This window comes from Streptomyces sp. ACA25 (assembly GCF_028200735.1).
Taxonomy (GTDB): domain Bacteria; phylum Actinomycetota; class Actinomycetes; order Streptomycetales; family Streptomycetaceae; genus Streptomyces.
Genome location: NZ_JAQKPV010000002.1, coordinates 412665 through 432344, shown reverse-complemented (window position 1 = coordinate 432344; position 19680 = coordinate 412665). Strand labels below are relative to the sequence as shown.

At 72.3% G+C, this 19680-nt stretch carries 19 protein-coding genes; 14 read left to right on the top strand and 5 right to left on the bottom strand.

The genetic code is table 11. The features are described from left to right. Positions 1-14: 14 nt before the first annotated feature. The 7 genes from PJ985_RS05520 to PJ985_RS05490 all read left to right on the top strand — a co-directional run bounded on the left by PJ985_RS05520 (position 15) and on the right by PJ985_RS05490 (position 6166). Complete coding sequence (locus PJ985_RS05520) at positions 15-1229, top strand: GGDEF domain-containing protein (RefSeq protein ID WP_271682393.1); 1215 nt, start codon at positions 15-17, stop codon at positions 1227-1229. 22 nt (positions 1230-1251) lie between these two features. Then, positions 1252-2823, top strand: a complete 1572-nt coding sequence (gene hutH / locus PJ985_RS05515; protein WP_271682392.1) for a histidine ammonia-lyase — start codon at positions 1252-1254, stop codon at positions 2821-2823. A gap of 382 nt (positions 2824-3205) precedes the next feature. After that, positions 3206-3643 (top strand): hypothetical protein, encoded by a 438-nt coding sequence (locus tag PJ985_RS05510; RefSeq protein WP_271682391.1) that lies wholly within the window; start codon positions 3206-3208, stop codon positions 3641-3643. A 134-nt stretch (positions 3644-3777) separates the two neighbouring features. Beyond that, positions 3778-4119: an ArsR/SmtB family transcription factor gene (locus PJ985_RS05505; protein WP_271682390.1), complete on the top strand. Its 342-nt coding sequence runs from the start codon at positions 3778-3780 to the stop codon at positions 4117-4119. Continuing rightward, positions 4112-4615, top strand: a complete 504-nt coding sequence (locus PJ985_RS05500; RefSeq protein WP_271682389.1) for an SRPBCC family protein — start codon at positions 4112-4114, stop codon at positions 4613-4615. The genes PJ985_RS05505 and PJ985_RS05500 overlap by 8 nt, the downstream gene beginning before the upstream one ends. Further along, a complete protein-coding gene (locus PJ985_RS05495; RefSeq protein ID WP_333909832.1) occupies positions 4612-5424 on the top strand; it encodes an alpha/beta fold hydrolase in 813 nt (270 codons plus the stop codon). The genes PJ985_RS05500 and PJ985_RS05495 overlap by 4 nt, the downstream gene beginning before the upstream one ends. Positions 5425-5623: 199 nt before the next feature. Next, entirely contained in the window at positions 5624-6166 is a 543-nt protein-coding gene (locus tag PJ985_RS05490) for a GntR family transcriptional regulator (RefSeq protein WP_271682388.1), read from the top strand. A gap of 260 nt (positions 6167-6426) precedes the next feature. Here the strand turns inward: PJ985_RS05490 and msrA are convergent, their stop codons facing one another. Beyond that, positions 6427-7089 (bottom strand): peptide-methionine (S)-S-oxide reductase MsrA, encoded by a 663-nt coding sequence (gene msrA / locus PJ985_RS05485; protein WP_271682387.1) that lies wholly within the window; start codon positions 7087-7089, stop codon positions 6427-6429. A 15-nt stretch (positions 7090-7104) separates the two neighbouring features. Beyond that, a complete protein-coding gene (locus PJ985_RS05480; protein WP_271682386.1) occupies positions 7105-8337 on the bottom strand; it encodes a hypothetical protein in 1233 nt (410 codons plus the stop codon). Positions 8338-8447: 110 nt separating this feature from the next. Between PJ985_RS05480 and PJ985_RS05475 the strand changes: the two genes are divergently transcribed. Next, positions 8448-9590 (top strand): cystathionine gamma-synthase, encoded by a 1143-nt coding sequence (locus PJ985_RS05475; protein ID WP_271682385.1) that lies wholly within the window; start codon positions 8448-8450, stop codon positions 9588-9590. 28 nt (positions 9591-9618) lie between these two features. Here PJ985_RS05475 and PJ985_RS05470 read toward each other — a convergent pair whose 3' ends face one another. Continuing rightward, positions 9619-10101, bottom strand: coding sequence for a MarR family winged helix-turn-helix transcriptional regulator (locus PJ985_RS05470; RefSeq protein ID WP_271682384.1), 483 nt, complete (start codon positions 10099-10101; stop codon positions 9619-9621). Between the two features lie 255 nt (positions 10102-10356). Between PJ985_RS05470 and ilvA the strand changes: the two genes are divergently transcribed. The 4 genes from ilvA (at position 10357) to PJ985_RS05450 (ending at position 17105) form a co-directional block, all read left to right on the top strand. Beyond that, on the top strand, positions 10357-11601 hold the full coding sequence (gene ilvA / locus PJ985_RS05465) for a threonine ammonia-lyase (protein WP_271682383.1): 1245 nt from the start codon (positions 10357-10359) through the stop codon (positions 11599-11601). A 186-nt stretch (positions 11602-11787) separates the two neighbouring features. After that, a complete protein-coding gene (locus PJ985_RS05460) occupies positions 11788-12807 on the top strand; it encodes an ATP-binding cassette domain-containing protein (protein WP_271682382.1) in 1020 nt (339 codons plus the stop codon). An 8-nt stretch (positions 12808-12815) separates the two neighbouring features. Continuing rightward, positions 12816-13670 (top strand): ABC transporter permease, encoded by an 855-nt coding sequence (locus tag PJ985_RS05455; RefSeq protein WP_271682535.1) that lies wholly within the window; start codon positions 12816-12818, stop codon positions 13668-13670. A 156-nt stretch (positions 13671-13826) separates the two neighbouring features. Continuing rightward, positions 13827-17105 carry a tetratricopeptide repeat protein gene (locus tag PJ985_RS05450; RefSeq protein ID WP_271682381.1) on the top strand — a complete coding sequence of 1093 codons (3279 nt, stop codon included), beginning with the start codon at positions 13827-13829 and terminating at the stop codon, positions 17103-17105. A gap of 110 nt (positions 17106-17215) precedes the next feature. On the opposite strand, the gene PJ985_RS05445 is transcribed toward PJ985_RS05450, so the two are convergent. Then, entirely contained in the window at positions 17216-17419 is a 204-nt protein-coding gene (locus tag PJ985_RS05445; protein WP_271682380.1) for a hypothetical protein, read from the bottom strand. A 4-nt stretch (positions 17420-17423) separates the two neighbouring features. Beyond that, complete coding sequence (mca, locus tag PJ985_RS05440; RefSeq protein WP_271682379.1) at positions 17424-18296, bottom strand: mycothiol conjugate amidase Mca; 873 nt, start codon at positions 18294-18296, stop codon at positions 17424-17426. A gap of 121 nt (positions 18297-18417) precedes the next feature. Between mca and PJ985_RS05435 the strand changes: the two genes are divergently transcribed. Both PJ985_RS05435 and greA read left to right on the top strand, forming a co-directional pair. Beyond that, entirely contained in the window at positions 18418-18843 is a 426-nt protein-coding gene (locus tag PJ985_RS05435; protein ID WP_271682378.1) for a DUF4307 domain-containing protein, read from the top strand. Between the two features lie 157 nt (positions 18844-19000). Beyond that, positions 19001-19498: a transcription elongation factor GreA gene (gene greA / locus PJ985_RS05430; protein ID WP_271682377.1), complete on the top strand. Its 498-nt coding sequence runs from the start codon at positions 19001-19003 to the stop codon at positions 19496-19498. Positions 19499-19680: the final 182 nt, after the last annotated feature.

Genomic DNA, 19680 nt, shown 5'->3' with positions numbered 1-19680 from the left:
CATAGCCTTGGCGCATGGGCGACGACACTCGGCTGCGGGCTGTGGTGGAGCTGGCGCAGGCGATGGCCGCGGCGACCAGCCTGCCGGACGTGGCGCACGCGGCGGCGGAGAGATCCCGGGCCGCCATGGCGGGCTCGTTCGCCGCGGTGTCGGCGTGGGAACGGGAGCGCGGCCGGCTGCGCGTCCTGGTCAACACCGGTGAGCTGGCCCCCGGGGAGGTGCGGTTCCCCGCCGACGAGTCCTACCCCATCCATGACTTCCCCGAAGTCACGGAGTTCCTGCACGAGCGCTGGAGCCGGGGAGGGGAGCCGCAGGCCTGGCTGGAGACCGCGGACGGCCGTCGTACCGGGCCCTCCGGCCGGGGCGGGCCCGGCCCGGCGCAGATCTTCGGCGGCCGCGCCGCCGCGCTGCGCCGCCGGGGCCGCGGCTGCTGCGTGGTCGCACCGATCGTGCTGCACGGCAGGGCCTGGGGAGAGCTGTACGTGGCACGCGGCCCACGCGCCCCGGTGTTCGACCGGGACGACACCGGCTTCGCCGCGGTGCTGGCGGCCGTCACGGCCGCCGGGGTGGTGCAGCACGAGCGGCTGGAGGAGGTGCGCCGGCTGGCCTTCACCGACCCGCTGACCGGGCTGGCGAACCGGAGGGCCGTCGACGCCAGGCTGGACCACGCGGTGGAGGAGCATCGCCGCAGCGGAACCGTGATCAGCCTGGTCGTCTGCGACCTCAACGGCCTCAAGCGGGTCAATGACACGCACGGTCACACCATGGGCGACCGCTTGCTGGAACGGTTCGGCTCGGCGCTGTCCCTCTGTGGCGCCGCGCTCCCGGGCACGCTGGCCGCCCGGCTCGGCGGCGACGAGTTCTGCCTGATAGCGGTCGGTCCCACGGCCGAGGAGGTCCTCGGGGCCGCACGCGAGGTGTGCCGGCGGGCGGCCGAGCTGGAGCTCGGGGACGGCGTCGCCTGCGGGGTGGCGTCCACGGGGGAGGCAATCGGCCCGGTCAGGTCCGCCCGCAGGCTGTTCCGGCTCGCGGACGCGGCGCAGTACCGTGCCAAAGCGGCCCGTTCCGCGGAGCCGGTCGTCGCCGGCCGGGCCGGTCCCGAGGACGTGGTCGTCCGGCTGGCCGACACGGTGCCCGAAGGAAGCGACCGCCGCACCTTCCGGGGCCGTCCGGGCCCCGCGCCGGTGTCCGCGCGAGGAGCACCGGGACCCCGTCGTGACGATCGTTGATTCACGCCGTACTCTCCTGAATATGGCTATGCACACCCTGGTGCTGGGAACCTCCGGCACGTCACTCGAAGACGTCATCGCCGTCGCCCGTGGGGCGGCCCGGGTCGAGCTGGCGGAGGAAACCCGCCACGCCCTCGCCGTCTCCCGGCGGATCATCGACGATCTGGCAGCCGGGTCCGACCCGGTCTACGGGGTGTCCACGGGCTTCGGCGCCCTGGCCGTCCGCCACATCAGCCCGGACCTGCGGGCCCGGCTGCAGCGCAACATCGTCCGCTCGCACGCCGCCGGCATGGGCCCGCCCGTCGAACGTGAGGTGGTCCGTGCGCTGCTGTTCCTCCGCCTGAAGACCGTAGCCTCCGGCCACACCGGCGTGCGCCCCGAGGTGGCGCAGACGATGGCCGACGTGCTCAACGCCGGCATCACCCCCGTCGTCCACGAGTACGGTTCGCTCGGCTGCTCCGGAGACCTCGCCCCGCTCTCGCACTGCGCGCTGACCCTGATGGGCGAAGGTGACGCCGAGGGCCCGGACGGCACCGTGCGCCCCGCCGCGGAGCTGCTCACCGAGCACGGCATCACCCCCGTCGAACTGCGCGAGAAGGAGGGTCTGGCCCTCCTCAACGGCACCGACGGCATGCTCGGCATGCTCGCGATGGCCTGCGCTGACCTCTCCCTGCTGCTCACCTCCGCCGACATCACCGCCGCGCTGACCCTGGAGGCGCTGCTCGGCACCGACCGGGTGCTCGCCCCCGAACTCCACGCCCTGCGCCCGCACCCCGGCCAGGCGGCCAGTGCCGCCAACATGCTCCGGGTGCTCGCCGGCTCCGGCCTCACCGGCCACCATCAGGACGACGCCCCGCGAGTCCAGGACGCCTACTCCGTGCGCTGCGCCCCGCAGGTCGCCGGAGCCGGCCGCGACACCCTGGCGCACGCCCGCACCGTCGCCGAGCGGGAGCTGGCCGCAGCCGTCGACAACCCGGTCGTGCTCGCCGGTCCCGACGGCACCGGCCGAGTGGAGTCCAACGGCAACTTCCACGGCGCCCCCGTCGCCTACGTCCTGGACTTCCTCGCCATCGTCGCCGCCGACCTGGCCTCGATCGCCGAGCGCCGCACCGACCGGATGCTCGACCGGAACCGTTCCCACGGCCTGCCGCCGTTCCTGGCCGCGGACGCCGGCGTCGACTCGGGTCTGATGATCGCCCAGTACACCCAGGCCGCACTGGTCAGCGAGATGAAGCGGCTGGCGGTGCCCGCCTCCACCGACTCGATCCCGTCCTCGGCCATGCAGGAGGACCACGTCTCCATGGGCTGGTCGGCGGCGCGCAAGCTGCGCACCTCCGTCGACCACCTCACCCGGGTGCTCGCCGTCGAGCTCTACGCCGCCACCAGGGCCCTGGAACTGCGGGACGGGCTGCTTGCCGAAGGCCGCGAGCCCGGCCCGGCGGCCCGGGCGGTGACCGCGGCGCTGCGCGCGGCAGGCGTGCCGGGGCCCGGCGAGGACCGGTTCCTGGCCCCGGACCTGGCCGCGGCGGCGGAGTTCGTCCGGGACGGCGCGCTGGTGCGGGCCGCGGAGACGGCCACCGGACCGCTGGCCTGACCCCGGCCGTCCCGGCCGCTTCCGGCAGTGCACCCCGCGCCGCTTGCCGCGGCCGGGGTGTGCGGCGCAACCGAAGGCGTGCCCCGGCGCGTCACTCCACCGGGGAGTCGTTCTCCGTGGCGGTGTCCTCGGTGGGTGACTGCTCACCCTGCGGAGTGCCGGGCCGGTCGTCCCCCGCATGAGCGGACGGCATCAGCCAGACTCCGCACAGAACGCCGGCGGCCACTACCCCCGTGATGAGTGGGCGTCGGTCGACCGTGCGACGGTGATCGGCCACAAGGGCTCCCGGGTGTTGCTGCGAACGGCGGTGTGCGCAGCGATGTTACGGCTCCGTGCGGGTCGCAGGGAAGTGCGGACGGGGAACGCGCTTACTCTCCCTGGCATGACATGGGACGAATACGGATATGTGCGACTCCAGGTTGACCTTGTGCTGGAGATTGCCGAGGCCGAAGGCCTGATCAGAGCCGCCCGGGTGCGCATCGCGAGCGATGAGCTCATGCCGGAGGAGCAGCGTGCGATCGCCGACCAGGCGGTTTCCCGCAGCCCGGCGGAGGCCGTGGCCTATCTGGTCGATCCGGTCGACCTGGTGACCGGCCTGCCGGGGGTCGAGCTGACCCAGGCTTCCTGGAGCAGTGAGCCCGCGGTGTACGACCCGGAGGCGGCCGACTGGGTCGACGAGGACTGGGCCGACGAGAGCTGGGACGACGCCGCCCCCGATGGCGCCGCCCCGGACGACTTCACCCCGGACGACTTCGCCCCGGACGACGCCGGACCCGAGGCCGGCCCGGGTGGCGAGCGGTCCGGAGGCGGGGCCCGGTGAGTCCTCTCCGATTGCCGGTCGGCCTCGCTCCCGCAGCTGCCCCGCCTCCTCCCGGGTGCCCTTGACTCCTTCCCTGCCTCGGCCTATATTCAACCTATCGGTTAATTAACCGATTGGTTGAGCAAGGAGAGGCGGTGACCGCGGTGGACCGGCTGAGCAGCACGTTCGCGGCCCTGGCCGATCCGACGCGGCGCGCGATACTCGCCCGCCTCGCACTGGGCGAGGCGACGGTGAACGAGCTGGCGGAGCCGTTCGAAATGAGCCTTCCCGCGGTCTCCAAGCACCTGAAGGTGCTGGAGCGCGCCGGGCTGATCACCCGGGGCCGTAACGCCCAGTGGCGGCCCTGCCGCCTGGAGGCGGCCCCGCTGGGAGACGCCACGGCCTGGCTCGAGTCCTACCGGGCGTTCTGGGAGGACCGGTTCGACCGCCTGGAAAAGCACCTGGAACAGATCAAGAAGGGGCAGCAAAATGACTGACAGAACACCCGAAGAAGTAGGCGGGCCGCCGGAGCCGGAGCGCGGCGTAAGCGCCGAGTTCACCCTCACGCGGGTCTTCGACGCGCCGCGGGAGCTGGTGTTCCGGGCCTGGACGGATCCTGATCAGCTCGCCGGGTGGTGGGGTCCGCAGGGCTTCCGTACGCCGCCGGCCACCATCACCTCGGACGCCCGGGAAGGCGGGGAGTTCGCGCTCACCATGGTCCACGAGGCCGATGGCGCGGAGTACCCGGTGTTCGGTGTCTTCCGGGAGGTGCGCGCCCCCGAGCGGCTGGTGGTCACCACCTGGAGCAAGCCGGAGCGGGGAGTCGGCGAGTGGGTGGCGACCGTCACCTTCGCGGACCTCGGTGACGGCCGGACCGAGATGACCTTCCACACCGTGGGCGTCACCACGGAGGGGGTCGCCGATCAGGCAAGGACCGGCTGGAGCCAGTCCTTCGACAAGCTGGCCGGCCACCTGGCCGGGAACGGGGAGTGAGTACCGTGCACACCGTCACCTCCGCGGACGGCACCCGCATCGCCGTCGACCGGTCCGGCGCCGGACCGGCACTGGTCCTGGTCTCCGGCGCGCTGGGCAGCCGGCTCTTTCCGGAGCCGCTGGTGCCCGCCCTGGAACCGCACTTCACCGTGTACTCCTACGACCGCCGGGGCCGCAACGACAGCGGCGACAACCCGCCCTACGCGGTCGGCCGCGAGATCGAGGACCTCGCGGCGGTCATCGAGGACGCGGGCGGCTCCGCCTTCCTCCACGGCATGTCGTCGGGCGCGGTCCTCGCTCTCCGGGCAGCGGCAGCCGGCCTCCCCGTCACGCAGCTGACGCTCTACGAGCCGCCCTTCCTCACCGATGACAGCCGCCCCCCGCTGCCCGACGACTACGTCCAGCGGCTCGACGAGCTCATCGCGGCCGGGCAACGCGGAGAGGCCGTCACCTACTTCATGACGATGGCCGTCGGCGTCCCCGAGGAATTTCTCGGCCCGCTCCGGGAGAGCCCCATGTGGCCCGGAATGGAGGCGGTGGCGCACACCCTCGCCTACGACGGCCGGGTCATGGGGGACACCATGTCCGGCAAGCCGCTGCCCGCGGAATGGTCCTCCGTCACGGTCCCCACCACGGTGATCGCCGGGGAGCGCAGTGAGCCCTTCATGCACCGGGGCACCCAGGCCCTCGCCGACCTCCTGCCGAACGCCGTCCACCGTGTCCTTCCCGGCCAGGACCACAACGTCGACCCCGCCGCCCTCGCCCCCGTCCTGCGCCAGGAGCTCCTGGCCCCGCAGAAGCGCTCCTGACCCGTCGCCCGGCAGGCCGGGGGAGGCGCAGAGGCGGGCGCGGGGGCGCGGGGGAGCACTGCACGGTGCCCGGCCGCCCCCCTTCCCCCATGTGCTTGTGTCCCTGCCCCATCCACCAGTTGGGTGAGGAGTCCGCGCATACGCTCGACCCCGGGGGACGAACAACCGCTCAGGGCGCCGGCGCAAGGGGAGGACACGTATGAGCACAGGCGAGTGGGTCAGCACGTCAATGCCCTACCTCCGACCACCGGGTGAGGGGGAATCCGACGCCTGGAGCGCGGAGACGGCGAACCGGGGAAGGCGGGGGACTCAGCGGGTCGTGCAGGCGGGGGAGGCCCCCGCACCGGCTGTGGTGGCGCATCTGCTGGGCGTGCCGGAAGGAGTCCCGGTGATCGTGCGCCGCCGTGTGATGCTGCTGGACGGCCGTCCCACCGAGCTGGTCGACACGTACTACCCGGCCGATATCGCGGGGGGTACCGCGCTCGCCGAGACGCGGAAGATCCCCGGCGGAGCGGTCGCCCTGCTCGCCCGGCTCGGTCATACCGGTCGAACCGTGCGCGAGGACGTGAGCGCACGCATGCCCAGCGAGGAGGAGGCCGACGTGCTGGAGATGGAATCGGGAGAGCCGGTTCTCCACCTGATCCGGGTCACTCTGGACGCCGACAGCCGGTCCCTTCAGGTGGATGCCATGACGATGCCCGCGTCCCGTCAGCGGCTGCGCTACGAGCTGAAGGTTGACTGACCGTGTCCAACGAGGAAGCAGGCGCGATCGACCGGGGATCGCTCCACGAGCGGCTCGAGGTCACCGCCATGGCCCATGCCGGCCACCTGTACGAACTCGAGTACGAGTTCACCCCCGGGTGACCACGTTGCCCCTCCAGGCGGGCCGCCGTGCCCGGTGGTCGGGGGCGCGTTTCCGCGTCGGGGACGGCCGATTCGACGGGGAAACGCGCCCTGCGGCGAGCCCTGCCGCGCATGAGCGGGGCGAGCGGTGCGGGCAGGTCAGCCGTCGGTGCGTGCGACGCCCACGGGGCAGGAGACGCCCGTGCCGCCGATGCCGCAGTAGCCGCCGGGGTTCTTGTCCAGGTACTGCTGGTGGTACGGCTCGGCGGGGTGGAAGGGGCGGTTCTTCGCCGGGAGCAGTTCGGTGGTGATCTCGCCGTGGCCGGCGGCGCGCAGGACCTGCTGGTAGGCCGTGCGGGAGGACTCGGCGGCGCGCTGCTGCTCCACCGAGTGGGTGTGGACGGCGGACCGGTACTGGGTGCCGCGGTCGTTGCCCTGGCGGAAGCCCTGGGTGGGGTCGTGGGACTCCCAGAAGACGCTGAGCAGCTTCTCGTAGCTGACCTGCCGGGGGTCGAAGACGACGCGCACTGCCTCGGTGTGCCCGGTCATGCCGCTGCACACCTCCTCGTACGAGGGGTGGGGGGTGGTGCCGCCCTGGTAGCCGACGAGGGTGGTCCACACCCCGGGAATCTGCCAGAAGACGCGTTCCGCGCCCCAGAAGCAGCCCATGGCGAAATCCGCGATCTCCAGGTGCTCCGGATACGGGCCGAGGAGCGGGTTGCTGAGGACGGTGTGGCGCTCCGGCACCTCGAAGGCCGGCGCGTCGCGGCCCGGCAGGGCCTCCTCGGCGGTGGGCAGCCGGTTCTTGAAGCCGAACAACATCGCGTTCTCCTGTCCCTACTGGCGGCCGATGGCCATGGCGCGGTACCCGGCGTACTCGCTGCGGGGGTTCTCGCTGTTGACCCAGGGCACCGCCCCTACATAACCGTCGATGGCCCGCACCTGTTCCGCGGCCTCGGCGTAGCGCTCGGCACGTACCAGGAAGTACAGCAGCAGGTGCCGCACGTGGGCTTCCATGGAGTGCTCGGGGCGTACCTGGCCGAGCGCGTACTGGGCCGCCTCGATGGCGTCCGCGATCACCGCACCCTGGTACATCCTGGGGGAGAGCTGGACGTCGGGCAGGTGGTCGTAGACGGCGAACAGCGGGAGGGCGGGCAGCAGGCTGTGCGGCGGGGCGCTGCCGGCGGCGCTCTGCGCGAAGCCGTACGCCTCGTCCTTCGAGCCGCTCCACTTCTCCGACCAGTAGGTCAGTGCCGCGAGGTGCGCGCCCATGTGGTCCCGGCTGCGGCGGGTGACCTCCGCCCAGACGGCCTCGAAGTCCGGCTTGCGGTAGTCCAGGCCGCGGGCGACGAACAGCTCGGTGATGTGCGGGACGGGGTCCTGCGGTGCGAGGCGGGCGGCTTCGGCGGCCACCGAGCGGGCCTCTTCGAGGATGATGCGGTGGTCGGCGGAGCCGGTGTCCGACATCGCCTGCCACACCAGGAACTGGGCGTAGACCTCGGCGCCGCCCGGGTCGTTCGGCTCGTCCATGCGCCAGGTGCGCAGCCAGCGCGCGTCCCGCTGCTGCTCGTCCTTGGCGAGGGAGACGGAGTCGAGGGGGCCGGCGTCGCCGGCCGGCGTGTCCTCGGGCGGGCCGGTGGCGGTCTGCCACTGCGCCAGCTCCATGGCTGCGGCACCCGCGAGGGACTGCACACGCTGCCAGCGCAGCTCGTGGTCGTCGGTCAGGGCGAGGAGCTGGCCGGCGGGGCGCCAGTTCTGGGTGCGCTGGACTTCCTCCAGGGTGGCGACCAGTGCGTCGTCCGGGCCGGGCAGCCGCAGGTCCAGCTCCTCGACCGGGACGAGTCCCTGGGGTGTCACCGAGCCGGGGGAGGTGGCCTGCGGCTCGCCCTCCTTGCGCAGGGAGATGCCCTGCTGATCGTCGGGTCCGGCGTCCCATGGCCGCCGGGTCCGGCTCTCGGCGTTCTCCGCGGCCTGCTGGAACTCCATCCGTTCCTTGCGCCGGCGCAGCGCGGGCATCACGAGGACCCCGAAGATGACGGTCAGGGCGATCATCAACAGCAGGGCTTCCATGCGGTGCGGCTCCGTTGACAGGCGGTGCGGACGGTGACATCGGCGTGCTGACACCCTATGACCGGGCGGTCCTGGGATGCTTCCACGGTACGGCCCATTACGGTGGAGCCATGAGCGAGCAGCACTTCGAGACCCTGGCCATCCATGCCGGGCAGGAGCCCGATGAGGTCACGGGCGCCGTTGTCCCCCCGATCCACCAAGTCTCCACCTACAAGCAGGACGGGGTGGGCGGGCTGCGCGGCGGCTATGAGTACAGCCGTTCGGCCAATCCGACCCGCACCGCGCTGGAGGAGAACCTCGCCGCACTGGAGGGCGGCCGGCGCGGGCTGGCGTTCGCCTCCGGCCTGGCGGCCGAGGACTGCCTGCTGCGTACGGTGCTGAAACCGGGTGACCATCTGGTGATCCCGGATGACGCCTACGGTGGCACCTTCCGGCTGATCGCGAAGGTCGTGGAGCGGTGGGGGGTGACGTGGTCGGTGGTCCACAGCTCCGACCCGGAGGCGGTCAGGGCCGCGCTGCGGCCCGAGACCAAGGCCGTGTGGGTGGAGACGCCGTCCAATCCGTTGCTCGGCATCACGGACATCGCGCAGATCGCGGACATCACCCGGTCCGCCGGCGTCCTGCTGGTCGTGGACAACACCTTCGCCAGCCCGTACCTCCAGCAGCCGCTGGCTCTGGGGGCGGACGTGGTGGTGCACTCGACCACCAAGTACATGGGCGGGCATTCCGATGTGGTCGGCGGGGCGCTGGTCGCCCGGGACGCCGGGCTGGGGGAGGAGCTGGCCTATCACCAGAACGCCATGGGGGCGATCGCCGGGCCGTTCGACGCCTGGCTGGTGCTGAGGGGCGCGAAGACGCTGGCCGTGCGGATGGACCGGCACAGTGCGAACGCCGCCCGGATCGTCGAGATGCTGGTGTCGCACCCCCGGGTGTCGCAGGTGTACTACCCGGGCCTGGAGTCGCACCCCGGCCACGAGGTCGCCGCCAAGCAGATGCGGGACTTCGGCGGAATGGTGTCCTTCCGCGTCACGGAGGGCGAGGAGGCGGCGGTCCAGGTGTGCAACCGCGCCCAGCTCTTCACGCTCGGTGAGTCGCTGGGCGGGGTGGAGTCGCTCATTGAGCACCCGGGGCGGATGACGCATGCCTCGGTGGCGGGATCCGCGCTGGAGGTGCCGGCGGACCTGGTGCGCCTGTCGGTCGGGATCGAGTCGGTGGATGATCTGCTGGCGGACCTGGCCCAGGCGCTGGGCTGACCGTTCCGGGAGACGCCCGGCGGGCGGCTCACTCCGGTAGTGAGCCGTTCAGCCAGTCGGCGACGGAGGTGTTGAAGCGGGTGAGGAGCGTGCGGAAAGACTCGCGCTCCTCCTCGCTCCAGTCCTCCGTCAACAGAGCCATGAGGGTGCACCGTGAGGCGCGCACCTCTTCGAGGCGGGCGGTGCCGCGCGGGGAGAGCTGCAGGACCACGGCCCGGCCGTCGTCGGGGTCGGCAGTCCGGTGGACGAGTCCGGATTCGACGAGCGGAGCGACCTGCCGGGTCACGGTGGAGGAGTCGATGCCCATCCCGGCCGCGAGGGCTTTGACGCCGGCCGGGCCGTCCTGGTCGAGCCGGCTGAGCAGCAGGTAGGCGGCCCGGTCCATGGAGTTGCGGGCAGGGCCGACCCCGGCGAGGCGGGTCTGTTCGGCTCGGCGGGCGAACGTGGCCACCTCGTGCTGGAGCGCGTCGAGTTGCTGGTCGGTGTGGTGCGCGGTGGATTCAGGGCTCATGTCCGATTATCTGAAATAGAGTGGGTGGCGGATACAGGGGGTTGCGTGAAGCGTTCGCACAGGGTACGCGCCCCGTGCCCTCCCGGCGTCCGCTCCGTGCGAAGCTGTGACGCCGCTGCATGAACCTGTGACGCCGCTGCATGAACCTGTGACGCCGCTGCATGAACCTGTGACGCGGCCCGGCCGGTCCGGGCCGGCCGACGGGGCGGGCATGCTGCCCGGGCCGGGGACGCGGGCGGCTGCGAGACTGGCGTCATGGTTGTCAACCGGTCCGAGGGCACCACCCCCGCCCTCCCCCACAGGCCCAGTATCGACGATGTTCTCGGCGCCCAGAAGGTGCTGGCGGGTGTCTCCCGGGTGACCGCGATGGAGGGCAGCCGGTATCTGTCCCAGCTCGTGGGTGCTCCGGTACTGCTGAAGTGCGAAAACCTCCAGCGCACCGGTTCGTTCAAGGTGCGCGGCGCGTACACCCGGATCGCCGCGCTGTCCGCTGAGGAGCGGGCGAGCGGAGTGGTGGCCGCGAGCGCGGGAAACCACGCGCAGGGGGTGGCCCTCGCGGCCTCGCTGCTGGGAGTGCGGTCGACGGTGTTCATGCCGGCGGGGGCTCCGCTGCCCAAGGTGGCGGCGACCCGGGACTACGGGGCGCTGGTGCGCACCCATGGCCAGGTGGTGGACGAGACCCTGCACGCGGCGCAGAGCTACGCGCGCGAGACCGGAGCGGTGTTCATCCACCCCTTTGACCACCCCGACGTGGTGGCCGGACAGGGCACGGTGGGCCTGGAGATCCTTGAGCAGTGCCCGGAGGTCGGCACGATCGTCGTCGGAATCGGAGGCGGTGGTCTGGCAGCCGGGGTGGCGCTGGCGGTGAAGTCGCTGCGGCCCGATGTGCGGATCATCGGAGTGCAGGCGGAGGGTGCGGCGGCCTACCCGCCCTCGCTGGCGGCCGGGCATCCGGTGGCGCTGGACTCGGTGGCGACCATGGCGGACGGCATGAAGGTGGGCCGGCCGGGGGACGTGCCGTTCAAAATCATTGGCGAATACATCGACGAGGTGCGTACCGTCAGTGAGGACGCTCTCTCCCGGGCGCTGCTGCTGTGTCTGGAGCGGGCGAAGCTGGTGGTGGAGCCGGCGGGCGCGAGCCCGGTGGCCGCGCTGCTCTCCGAGCCCGAGTCCTTCACCGGTCCGGTGGTGGCGGTGCTCTCCGGAGGGAACGTCGACCCGCTGGTCATGCAGCGGACGCTGCGGCACGGCATGGCGGCCGCCGGGCGTTACCTGTCCCTGCGGCTGCGGCTGCCCGACCGGCCGGGGGTGCTGGCCGGACTGCTCGGGGAGTTGTCAGTGGCCGACGCTAACGTGCTGACGGTGAACCACGTCCGGACCGATCCGAGACTGGGGGTGGACGAGGCGGAGGTGGAGCTGCAACTGGAGACGCAGGGGCCGCAGCACTGCATCGAGGTGGCCGCCGCGCTGCGGGAGACGGGCTACACCGTGCTGAGCTGAGCCGGAAGGCTCCGGAGCGGGCTCCCGGAGGAGTTGTGTTCCGTCCCATGGACGCGATGTATCGCGATATGCTGAGCCCGGTCGCCGCACCGCGTTCCCCGGGCGCGGTCGGCGGCGTGACCCCTGCGCGCGCACGGACCGGGGCCGTACCTGAACAGCGATCACTCACAGATTTCGGAGAACACCATGCCAGGCGCCATCTACGCCGAAGGTCTGGTCAAGACCTTCGGCGATGTCAGGGCACTGGACGGCGTGGACATCGACGTACCGGAAGGCACCGTCTTCGGTCTGCTCGGACCGAACGGCGCGGGCAAGACCACCGCGGTACGCGTCCTCACCACGCTCCTCACCCCCGACAGCGGCCGAGCCGAAGTCGCGGGTATCGACGTCCTGAAAGACCCCAACGCGGTCCGCCGGTCCATCGGGCTCTCCGGTCAGTTCGCCGCCGTCGACGAATACCTGACCGGCCGGGAGAACCTCCAGATGGTCGGACAGCTCTACCAGCTGTCCGCGAAGGCCGCCCGGAAGCGGGCCGGCGAACTGCTGGAGCGGTTCAACCTGGCGGAGGCCGGGAACCGCACCGCGAAAACCTACTCCGGTGGCATGCGCCGCCGCCTCGACCTGGCCGCGGCCCTGGTCGTCAGCCCGCCCGTGATGTTCATGGACGAGCCCACCACCGGCCTGGACCCCCGCAACCGGCAGGGGCTCTGGGAGATCATCCAGGAGCTCGTCGCCGGTGGTACCACGCTGCTGCTGACCACGCAGTACCTGGAGGAGGCCGACCACCTCGCCGACGGCATCGCGGTGGTGGACCACGGCCGGATCATCGCCCGCGGCACCTCCGACGAGCTCAAGACCCGGGCCGGCGGCGATGTCGTCGAGGTCGTGGTGCACGAGCGCGACCGGATCCCGGTCGCCACGGAGGTGCTCCAGCGCCTCGGCGACGGCGAGGCCAAGCTCCAGGGCCACAGCCGCAAGCTCACCGTTCCCGTGGCCGGCGGCGCCAAGCTGCTGGCCGAGGTCATCCGCGAGCTGGATGCCGAGGGTGTCGAGATCGACGACATCGGCCTGCGCCGGCCGACCCTGGACGACGTGTTCCTCTCCCTGACCGGCCACGCCGCCGAGGAGGAAGAGGAGACCTCCGCGCGCAGCCGGAAGGCTGCCACCACCGACAAGACCGCCGCGGCCACCGAGGAAGCATCGTGACCACCGCCATGGAGAAACCCTCCCGCGCACCCGTACCCGCGACCAACGGCAGGCCCGCCTTCGTCCAGGGCTTCCGGGACTCCCTGGTCGTGGCCAAACGCAACCTGCTGCGCATGCTGCGCATCCCCGAGGTCGTCGTCTTCGGCCTGATCCAGCCCATCATGTTCGTGGTGCTGTTCTCCTACGTCTTCGGCGGAGCGATCAACGTCCCCGGGGCAGGTCTGGACGCCGCGGCATACCGCGAGTTCCTCATGGGCGGCATCTTCGCCCAGACCGTCACCTTCGCCACCGCCGGAGCGAGCGCCGGCATCGCGGAGGACATGCAGAAGGGCATCATCGACCGGTTCCGGTCGCTGCCGATGTCCCGTGGCGCGGTACTCACCGGCCGCACCTTCGCGGACCTGGTGCAGACCGCCCTGATCCTGGTCGTGCTGTCCGTCGTGGCCTTCATGGTCGGCTGGCGGTTCCACGAAGGCATCCCCAAGGCGCTCGGCGCCTTCGCCCTGCTCCTGCTGCTCGGCTACTCGTTCACCTGGATCGGCGCGCTCATCGGCCTGTCGGTCCGCACCCCGGAAGCGGCCACTTCGGGAGGGCTGGTCTGGCTCTTCCCGCTGACCTTCGTCTCGGTGGCCTTCGTCTCCTCGGAGAACATGCCGGGCTGGCTCCAGCCGATCGCCGAATGGAACCCGTTCAGTGCCACCGTGTTCGCCGTGCGCGAGCTTTTCGGCAACCCCGCGGGTGAGCCCGCGACCAATGCCCTGACCCTGCAGTACCCGGTGCTGGCGGCCGTGCTGTGGCCGCTGGCCATCATCGCGGTCTTCCGCACGCTCGCGGTGCGCAAGTACAAGCGCGTCACGCGCTGAGGGCCGGTTCCGGCGTCGGAGGCCGACGTGGGCCCGGGACCGGCCGGCCGGAGCACAGGTGAGCCCCCGCTCACCGGGTATACCTCGGCCAGGGGCTGTCGCAGGGCCGACAGCCCCTGGCCGGCCGCGCGGCCGGCGTCACGGGAGGGGGAGCGGATGCCGGGACAGCCAGGACTCACGCAGCAGCACCGGGGGGAGGTCGAGCGGCTGCTGTCGCGGGCCGTGGAGGAAGAGGTGCGCCGGTCGGCGGGCGCTGTCGACGGCCGGCAGCTGCTGGAGCGGGCCCGCGGTGCGCTGGCCGACATCGTCCACCCGGCCCGCGACGAGTACGAGGACTTCCGGCAGGCCGAGGCGGCCGGGGCTCCCCGGCGGCTCCTCGACCGGTTCGCCCCCGCGCTGCTCGGCGGCCCGGCCGTCGCCACCGCGGCGGCCTCCCTGGCGGCCCTGCTCCTGCTCGCCAGGGACGGCGAGACCACCGCGGCGTTACTGGGCGCCACCGCCGTCGCCCTGGCCGCCGTTCTCGGCTTCACCGTGCACGCGGCCGTCGCGCACCTGTGGAGCACCGAATCGGACGCCGGCAGCCGGAACCAGCCGGGCGGCGTGGAGCAGCTGCGGCTCGCCTGGCTGACCGCCGTCGAAGTGCGGGGCATCCGTCCCTACCTCGACCAGCAGCGGGCCGTGACCGCCCGACGGCAGAACCGGGCCACCACCGGCCGGCCGGCGGCCCCCCGCTCCCGGCCCCGCCCCACGGACCGCAGCGCCGCCGCCCGCACGCGCAGCGTCCTGGCGAAGTCCTTCGACCAGCTCCCGGACCGCGGGCACCCGTTCATCGGCCGCAGCAGCCAGCTCACGCAGGTCACCCAGTGGGTCAACCGGGACCGGGCCCGGACCGACACCCGCCCCACCGTGGTCGTCCTGCACGGCCCGTCCGGCTCCGGACGGACGACGCTGGCCCGCTGGGCCGCCCACGAGATGCGCGAGCTGTTCCGCGGCGCCTGCCTGGTGGACCTGCGGGGCCAGAGCCAGGACCCGCTGCCCACCCGGGACGCCGTCCTCCATCTGATGAACCGGCTCGGCGCCCCCCGCGACCAGCTGCTCTTCCGGGATGCCGCCGGGCGGGACCCGAGCGGCGACGTCACCCAGCTGCGCCGCCTCATCGAGCGCTACCACCAGCACCTCACTGGCACTCCCGTGGTGATCATCCTGGACGACGCGACCGACGCCGCCCAGGTGCAGGCCCTCGTCCCGCACGGCTCGGATTCCCTGGTCCTGGTCACCGCCGCCGAGCCGCTGACCCTCGACGCGGACCTGCCGGCCTCCGTGCACCAGCTGCCGCTCGAAGCGCTGGACCGCGACAGCGCGCAGGAGCTGCTGCGCGCCTCCGTGGAGCGGCCGGAGACACTGGCGGTGCCCTCCGGCGAGGAGGACTGGAGCCGCCTCATCGAGCTGTGCGACGGCCGCCCGCTGCTGCTGCGGCTGGCCGGCTCCGCCCTGGAGGAGCGCACGCCCGCGGCACTCGCCGACCAGCTGGAGGCCCACCGGCCGACGGGCGGAATCCCGGATCCCGCCGAGCGGGTGCTGCGGCTGCGCTACGCGGACCAGCCCGAGGAGTGCCGCACGCTGCTGCGCCGGCTGGCGCTCGCCGGCCGGGCCAGCCTCGGTGCCGGTGCCGCCGCGGCCCTGCTCGACGTCGGCCGGCCGGTCGCCGGGCGGCGGCTGCAGGAGCTGGCCCGGGCCGGCCTGATCCGGCACGTGCGGGGGGACCGGTACCGGCTGCACGACCTGGTCCGCCGCTTCGCCCGCGCCCAGCTCTGGCAGGAGGAAACGGCCGCGGACCGGGCTGCCGCCCAGGAGCGGCTCATCCGCAGCTACGCCGAACTGGCCGACACCGTGATCCGGCTGCTGGACGGAAACACCTCCACCCGCGCCGACCTGCTTCCCGGGGCGGCGGGCGGCCACGGCTTCCCGTCCCTGGAGGCCGCCCTGCGCTGGTTCGACGACGAGACGAGCTTCATCACGTCCACTCTGCGGCACGCCGACGAGGGGGTGGACCCCAGCGTCGCCCAGCACCTGCTGGGGGCGCTGTGCGACTACTGCCTGCTGCGCGGTGACCTGTACCGCCTGGGTGAGCTGAACGAACTCACCCAGGCGGTCGACCAGGGGTTGCTCACCCGGTCCGTGAAGTGGCGCACGGGCGTGGCCGCCAGGCAGGTCGGCGACCTCGACCGGGCACGCAGCACCCTGTCCTCGGTGGTCAGCCTGTACGAGGAGGCCCAGCACCCGGCCGGCGCGGCCCGGGCGCTGCGCGATCTCGGTATCACGCTCCAGCACCAGGGCCGGCTGCCGGAGGCCGGGGAGAAGCTGCGTGAGGCGCTGGCGATGCAGACCGGCGAGGAGTTCGCCGGCGACCGGGCCTGGACCCTGCACGCCCTGGCCACGGTGGAGCGGGAGTGCGGCCGCGTGGTGACCGCCGCCGAGCTGCTGGCCGAGGCGCTGCGGCTGCATCAGGGCAGCGGCAGCGTGCACGGCGAGGCGTGGACCCGGTTCCAGCTGGGACAGACCCTGCTGCGGCGCGGGGCGGTACCGGCGGCCGAGAGCGAGCTGCGGTCCGCGATGGCGCTCTACGAACGCTCGCGTGACCCGCGGGGTCAGGCCTGGGCGCTGACCGAGCTGGGGCGGGCCCGGGTCTGCGTCTCGGATCCGACTGCGGGTACCGAGCAGCTGACCGCGGCCCTGGCCCGGCACCGGGAGAACGAGGACGCCCGGGGTGAGGCGTGGACGCTGTACCACCTGGGCCAGGCGCTGGAGGACGCCGGGGACGCCTCGGGTGCGGTGCGCACCCTGGAGCAGTCCCGCACCATGTTCAGCCGGATGCGGGACATCTACGGGCTGGCCTGCGCCCGGCACCACTCGGCCAGGGTGACCCGGGACATGCGGGCGGCCAGCACCGGTTCGCTGCGGAACAGCGGCTTCGCACGGCAGCTGCTGACCGACGCCCGGCGGGACTTCCAGCGGGCCGGAGTGGTGCACGGCGAGGCGTGGTCCTGCCTGGAGCTGGCGGTCATCGACGCGGGCAACGAGCGGCCCGCACAGGCCCTGGAGCTGGCGGACGAGGCGCTGCGGCTGTTCACCGAAGGATACGGCGAGGGACGCCCGGACGCCCGGGGAGCGGACTGGGCGCAGTTCCTGCGCTGCACGCTGCTGCCGCTGGCCTCACCGGGCGGCTCGGAGGTGGGGCAGGCGGTGGCCCAGGAGGAGCTGGCCGGGCTGGTGCGGGCGGACCACCCGCTGCGGGATCCGCGGCTGGCGGATGTCGCGGACACCTACACCCTGCTGCTCGAGCGCGGACAGGGCCCGGACTCGGGCTGGCCGGGCTGGCGGATGGGCATGGTGCCGCGCCGGGGGGCCCGCGACCTGGTGGGCGTGGCGACCTGAGGGGCGCGTCCGCTGCCGCCTCGCGGGCCGGACGGGGCAGCGGGCGCGCCGGGGCGGGCAGGCCGGAGGGGGCGCGCACCGGGAGACGGGCGCGGTGCCGGAAGGGTGCGTCAGGCGTCGGAGCGCGGCTGCTCCTGGAAGTTCACCTTGTGTAGCCGCGTGTTCATCGATTTCAGCAGGATCCACACGGCGACGCCCAGCACCGCGAACACGACGAAGCCGAGCACGCCCGGGGTGACGGCGAACTCATCCAGCTCCCGTTCCCGCTGGACATCCGCGAGAAAGAGGAGCTCTGGGCCGAGGAGAGGAGTCATGGCGTCAATCCTGCCGGATGCCGGCGAAGAGGTCGGACTCGGGGAGGGTGGTGGCGACGTGCGACTTCGCCAGCTCGTACTCCTCGGTCGGCCAGACCTCCTGCTGGATCTCCATCGGCACCTTGAACCAGCCGCCGTCCGGGTCGATCTGGGTGGCGTGGGCGATCAGTGCCTTGTCCCGCACGGGGAAGAACTCGGCGCAGGGCACGTACGTCGTGAGGTCCCGGTCCTTGCGCTGGAATTCCGCCCAGCGCTTGAGCCACTCGCCGTACGGGGACTCCATGCCGCGCTCCAGCAGAGCCTCGTGCAGAGCCAGGGTCCGGGGGCGGTTGAAGCCCTGGTTGTAGTAGAGCTTCAGCGGCTGCCACGGCTCGCCGGCCTCCGGATAGCGGTCCGGGTCGCCGGCGGCGTCGAACGCCACCACGGAGATCTTGTAGGTCATGATGTGGTCCGGGTGCGGGTAGCCGCCGTTCTCGTCGTAGGTGGTGATCACCTGCGGCCGGAACGACCGGATCAGCCGCACCAGCGGCTCCGCTGCCTCCTCGACGTCCTGGAGCGCGAAGCAGCCGTCCGGCAGCGGCGGGAGCGGGTTGCCCTCCGGCAGCCCGGAGTCCACGAAGCCCAGCCACTCCTGCCGGACCCCCAGGATCTCCCGCGCCTCGTCCATCTCCCTGGCCCGCACCGCGTGGATGTTCTTCTCGATGTACGCGTCGCCCTGCAGCTTGGGGTTGAGGATCGAGCCGCGCTCGCCCCCCGTGCAGGTCGCGACGAGTACATCGACCCCTTCGGACACGTACTTCGCCATGGTGGCCGCGCCTTTGCTCGACTCGTCGTCGGGGTGCGCGTGCACAGCCATGAGCCGCAGCTGCTCAGTCAAGGCTCGATCCTCGTCGTCTAGGTCCGGGAAACGCCTCCTATAGTGACTGATGAACCGGCGCCCGGTATTCCCGTCCGAGGGCGTCGTGGAGCGGGCGGGAGCGCGAGGGGAAAGTGGCGAAGTGACGGAGCCGACCGCCCGGGCAGGGCTGCCCCGGGGGCGTTACGGCCGATCGGCCGGGGACGACGCCCGTACCGACCGGCGTCTGAAGATCATCGGCGGGGTGCTGGGCGCCGTCCTGGTGGGTGCCCTGGGCTGGGCCGGCGCCGTGTACATCGCGGGGCAGCCGGTCTCCGGCGAGCTGACCGGCTTCCAGGTGCTGTCGGACACCGAGGTGGAGGCACGCATCGCGGTGCGCAAGCCGGCGGACGTCGCGGGGGTGTGCACCGTGCGGTCCCAGGCGCCCGACGGCCTCGAGGTGGGGCGGGCCGACTTCCGCTTCGACGACGACACGGACCGCATCCACCGTGCAGTCGTCCTGCGGACCACGCAGCGGGCCACGTCGGCGGAGCTCATCGGCTGCGCGGCGGACCCCGAACCTCGGTGACCTCAGGTTTATGACCTGCGGCTAGGGGTAATTTTCCGGGCAACTCGACCCCGCCTTGTTATGCTCGACGTTTAGCCCACCCCCAGGTAGGCACGACCAACCCAGGGGCGGGCTCTGTTTTTATGTGTTCATTTCTACGCGCACTCGAGGAGCACCTGTGACCCAGACCAGCGGCACTGTCACCTGGCTGACCCAGGAGGCGTACGATCAGCTCAAGGCCGAGTATGATCACCTGTCGGGTCCCGCGCGCGTCGACATCGCCAAGAAGATCGAGGCGGCCCGCGAAGAGGGTGACCTGAAGGAGAACGCCGGTTATCACGCGGCCAAGGAGGAGCAGGGCAAGCAGGAGGCGCGCGTGCGCCAGCTGGCTCAGCTCCTGGAGACCGCGAAGGTCGGCGAAGCCCCCGCGGACGACGGCATCGTGGAGCCGGGCATGGTGGTCACGGTCGCCTTCGACGGCGACGAGGACGACACGATGACCTTCCTGATGGCCTCCCGCGAGTTCGCGACCTCGGACATCGAGACCTACTCACCGCAGTCCCCCCTGGGCGTCGGATTGAACGGCAAGAAGGTCGGGGAGGAAGCGGAGTACGAGCTTCCGAACGGAAACACCGCCCGGGTGAAGGTGCTGAAGGCCAAGCCCTACCAGGCCTGAGCCCTGCCTCCCCGCGAGCCGCGCCCCGGCTCCGGAGCGCAAGTGGTTCCCCCGGGCCGTCCGGCCCGGGGGAACCACGGTGTTCGGCAGCCGCAGCACCGAGAACCCCCGGCTCCCTGGTGTGCATAGGGCCGTTGCGATGGTTCCGCAACGCCGTCCCGCCGGCGGGACAGGGGCTCCTG

Coding starts and splice junctions, on each gene's coding strand:
- PJ985_RS05520 (WP_271682393.1), top strand. CDS start 15: ATGGGCGACGACACTCGGCTGCGGGCTGTGGTGGAGCTGGCGCAGGCG.
- PJ985_RS05450 (WP_271682381.1), top strand. CDS start 13,827: ATGCCGGGACAGCCAGGACTCACGCAGCAGCACCGGGGGGAGGTCGAG.
- msrA (WP_271682387.1), bottom strand. CDS start 7,089: ATGTTGTTCGGCTTCAAGAACCGGCTGCCCACCGCCGAGGAGGCCCTG.
- PJ985_RS05475 (WP_271682385.1), top strand. CDS start 8,448: ATGAGCGAGCAGCACTTCGAGACCCTGGCCATCCATGCCGGGCAGGAG.
- PJ985_RS05480 (WP_271682386.1), bottom strand. CDS start 8,337: ATGGAAGCCCTGCTGTTGATGATCGCCCTGACCGTCATCTTCGGGGTC.
- PJ985_RS05510 (WP_271682391.1), top strand. CDS start 3,206: ATGACATGGGACGAATACGGATATGTGCGACTCCAGGTTGACCTTGTG.
- hutH (WP_271682392.1), top strand. CDS start 1,252: ATGGCTATGCACACCCTGGTGCTGGGAACCTCCGGCACGTCACTCGAA.
- PJ985_RS05500 (WP_271682389.1), top strand. CDS start 4,112: ATGACTGACAGAACACCCGAAGAAGTAGGCGGGCCGCCGGAGCCGGAG.
- PJ985_RS05455 (WP_271682535.1), top strand. CDS start 12,816: ATGGAGAAACCCTCCCGCGCACCCGTACCCGCGACCAACGGCAGGCCC.
- PJ985_RS05470 (WP_271682384.1), bottom strand. CDS start 10,101: ATGAGCCCTGAATCCACCGCGCACCACACCGACCAGCAACTCGACGCG.
- ilvA (WP_271682383.1), top strand. CDS start 10,357: ATGGTTGTCAACCGGTCCGAGGGCACCACCCCCGCCCTCCCCCACAGG.
- PJ985_RS05490 (WP_271682388.1), top strand. CDS start 5,624: ATGAGCACAGGCGAGTGGGTCAGCACGTCAATGCCCTACCTCCGACCA.
- PJ985_RS05460 (WP_271682382.1), top strand. CDS start 11,788: ATGCCAGGCGCCATCTACGCCGAAGGTCTGGTCAAGACCTTCGGCGAT.
- PJ985_RS05445 (WP_271682380.1), bottom strand. CDS start 17,419: ATGACTCCTCTCCTCGGCCCAGAGCTCCTCTTTCTCGCGGATGTCCAG.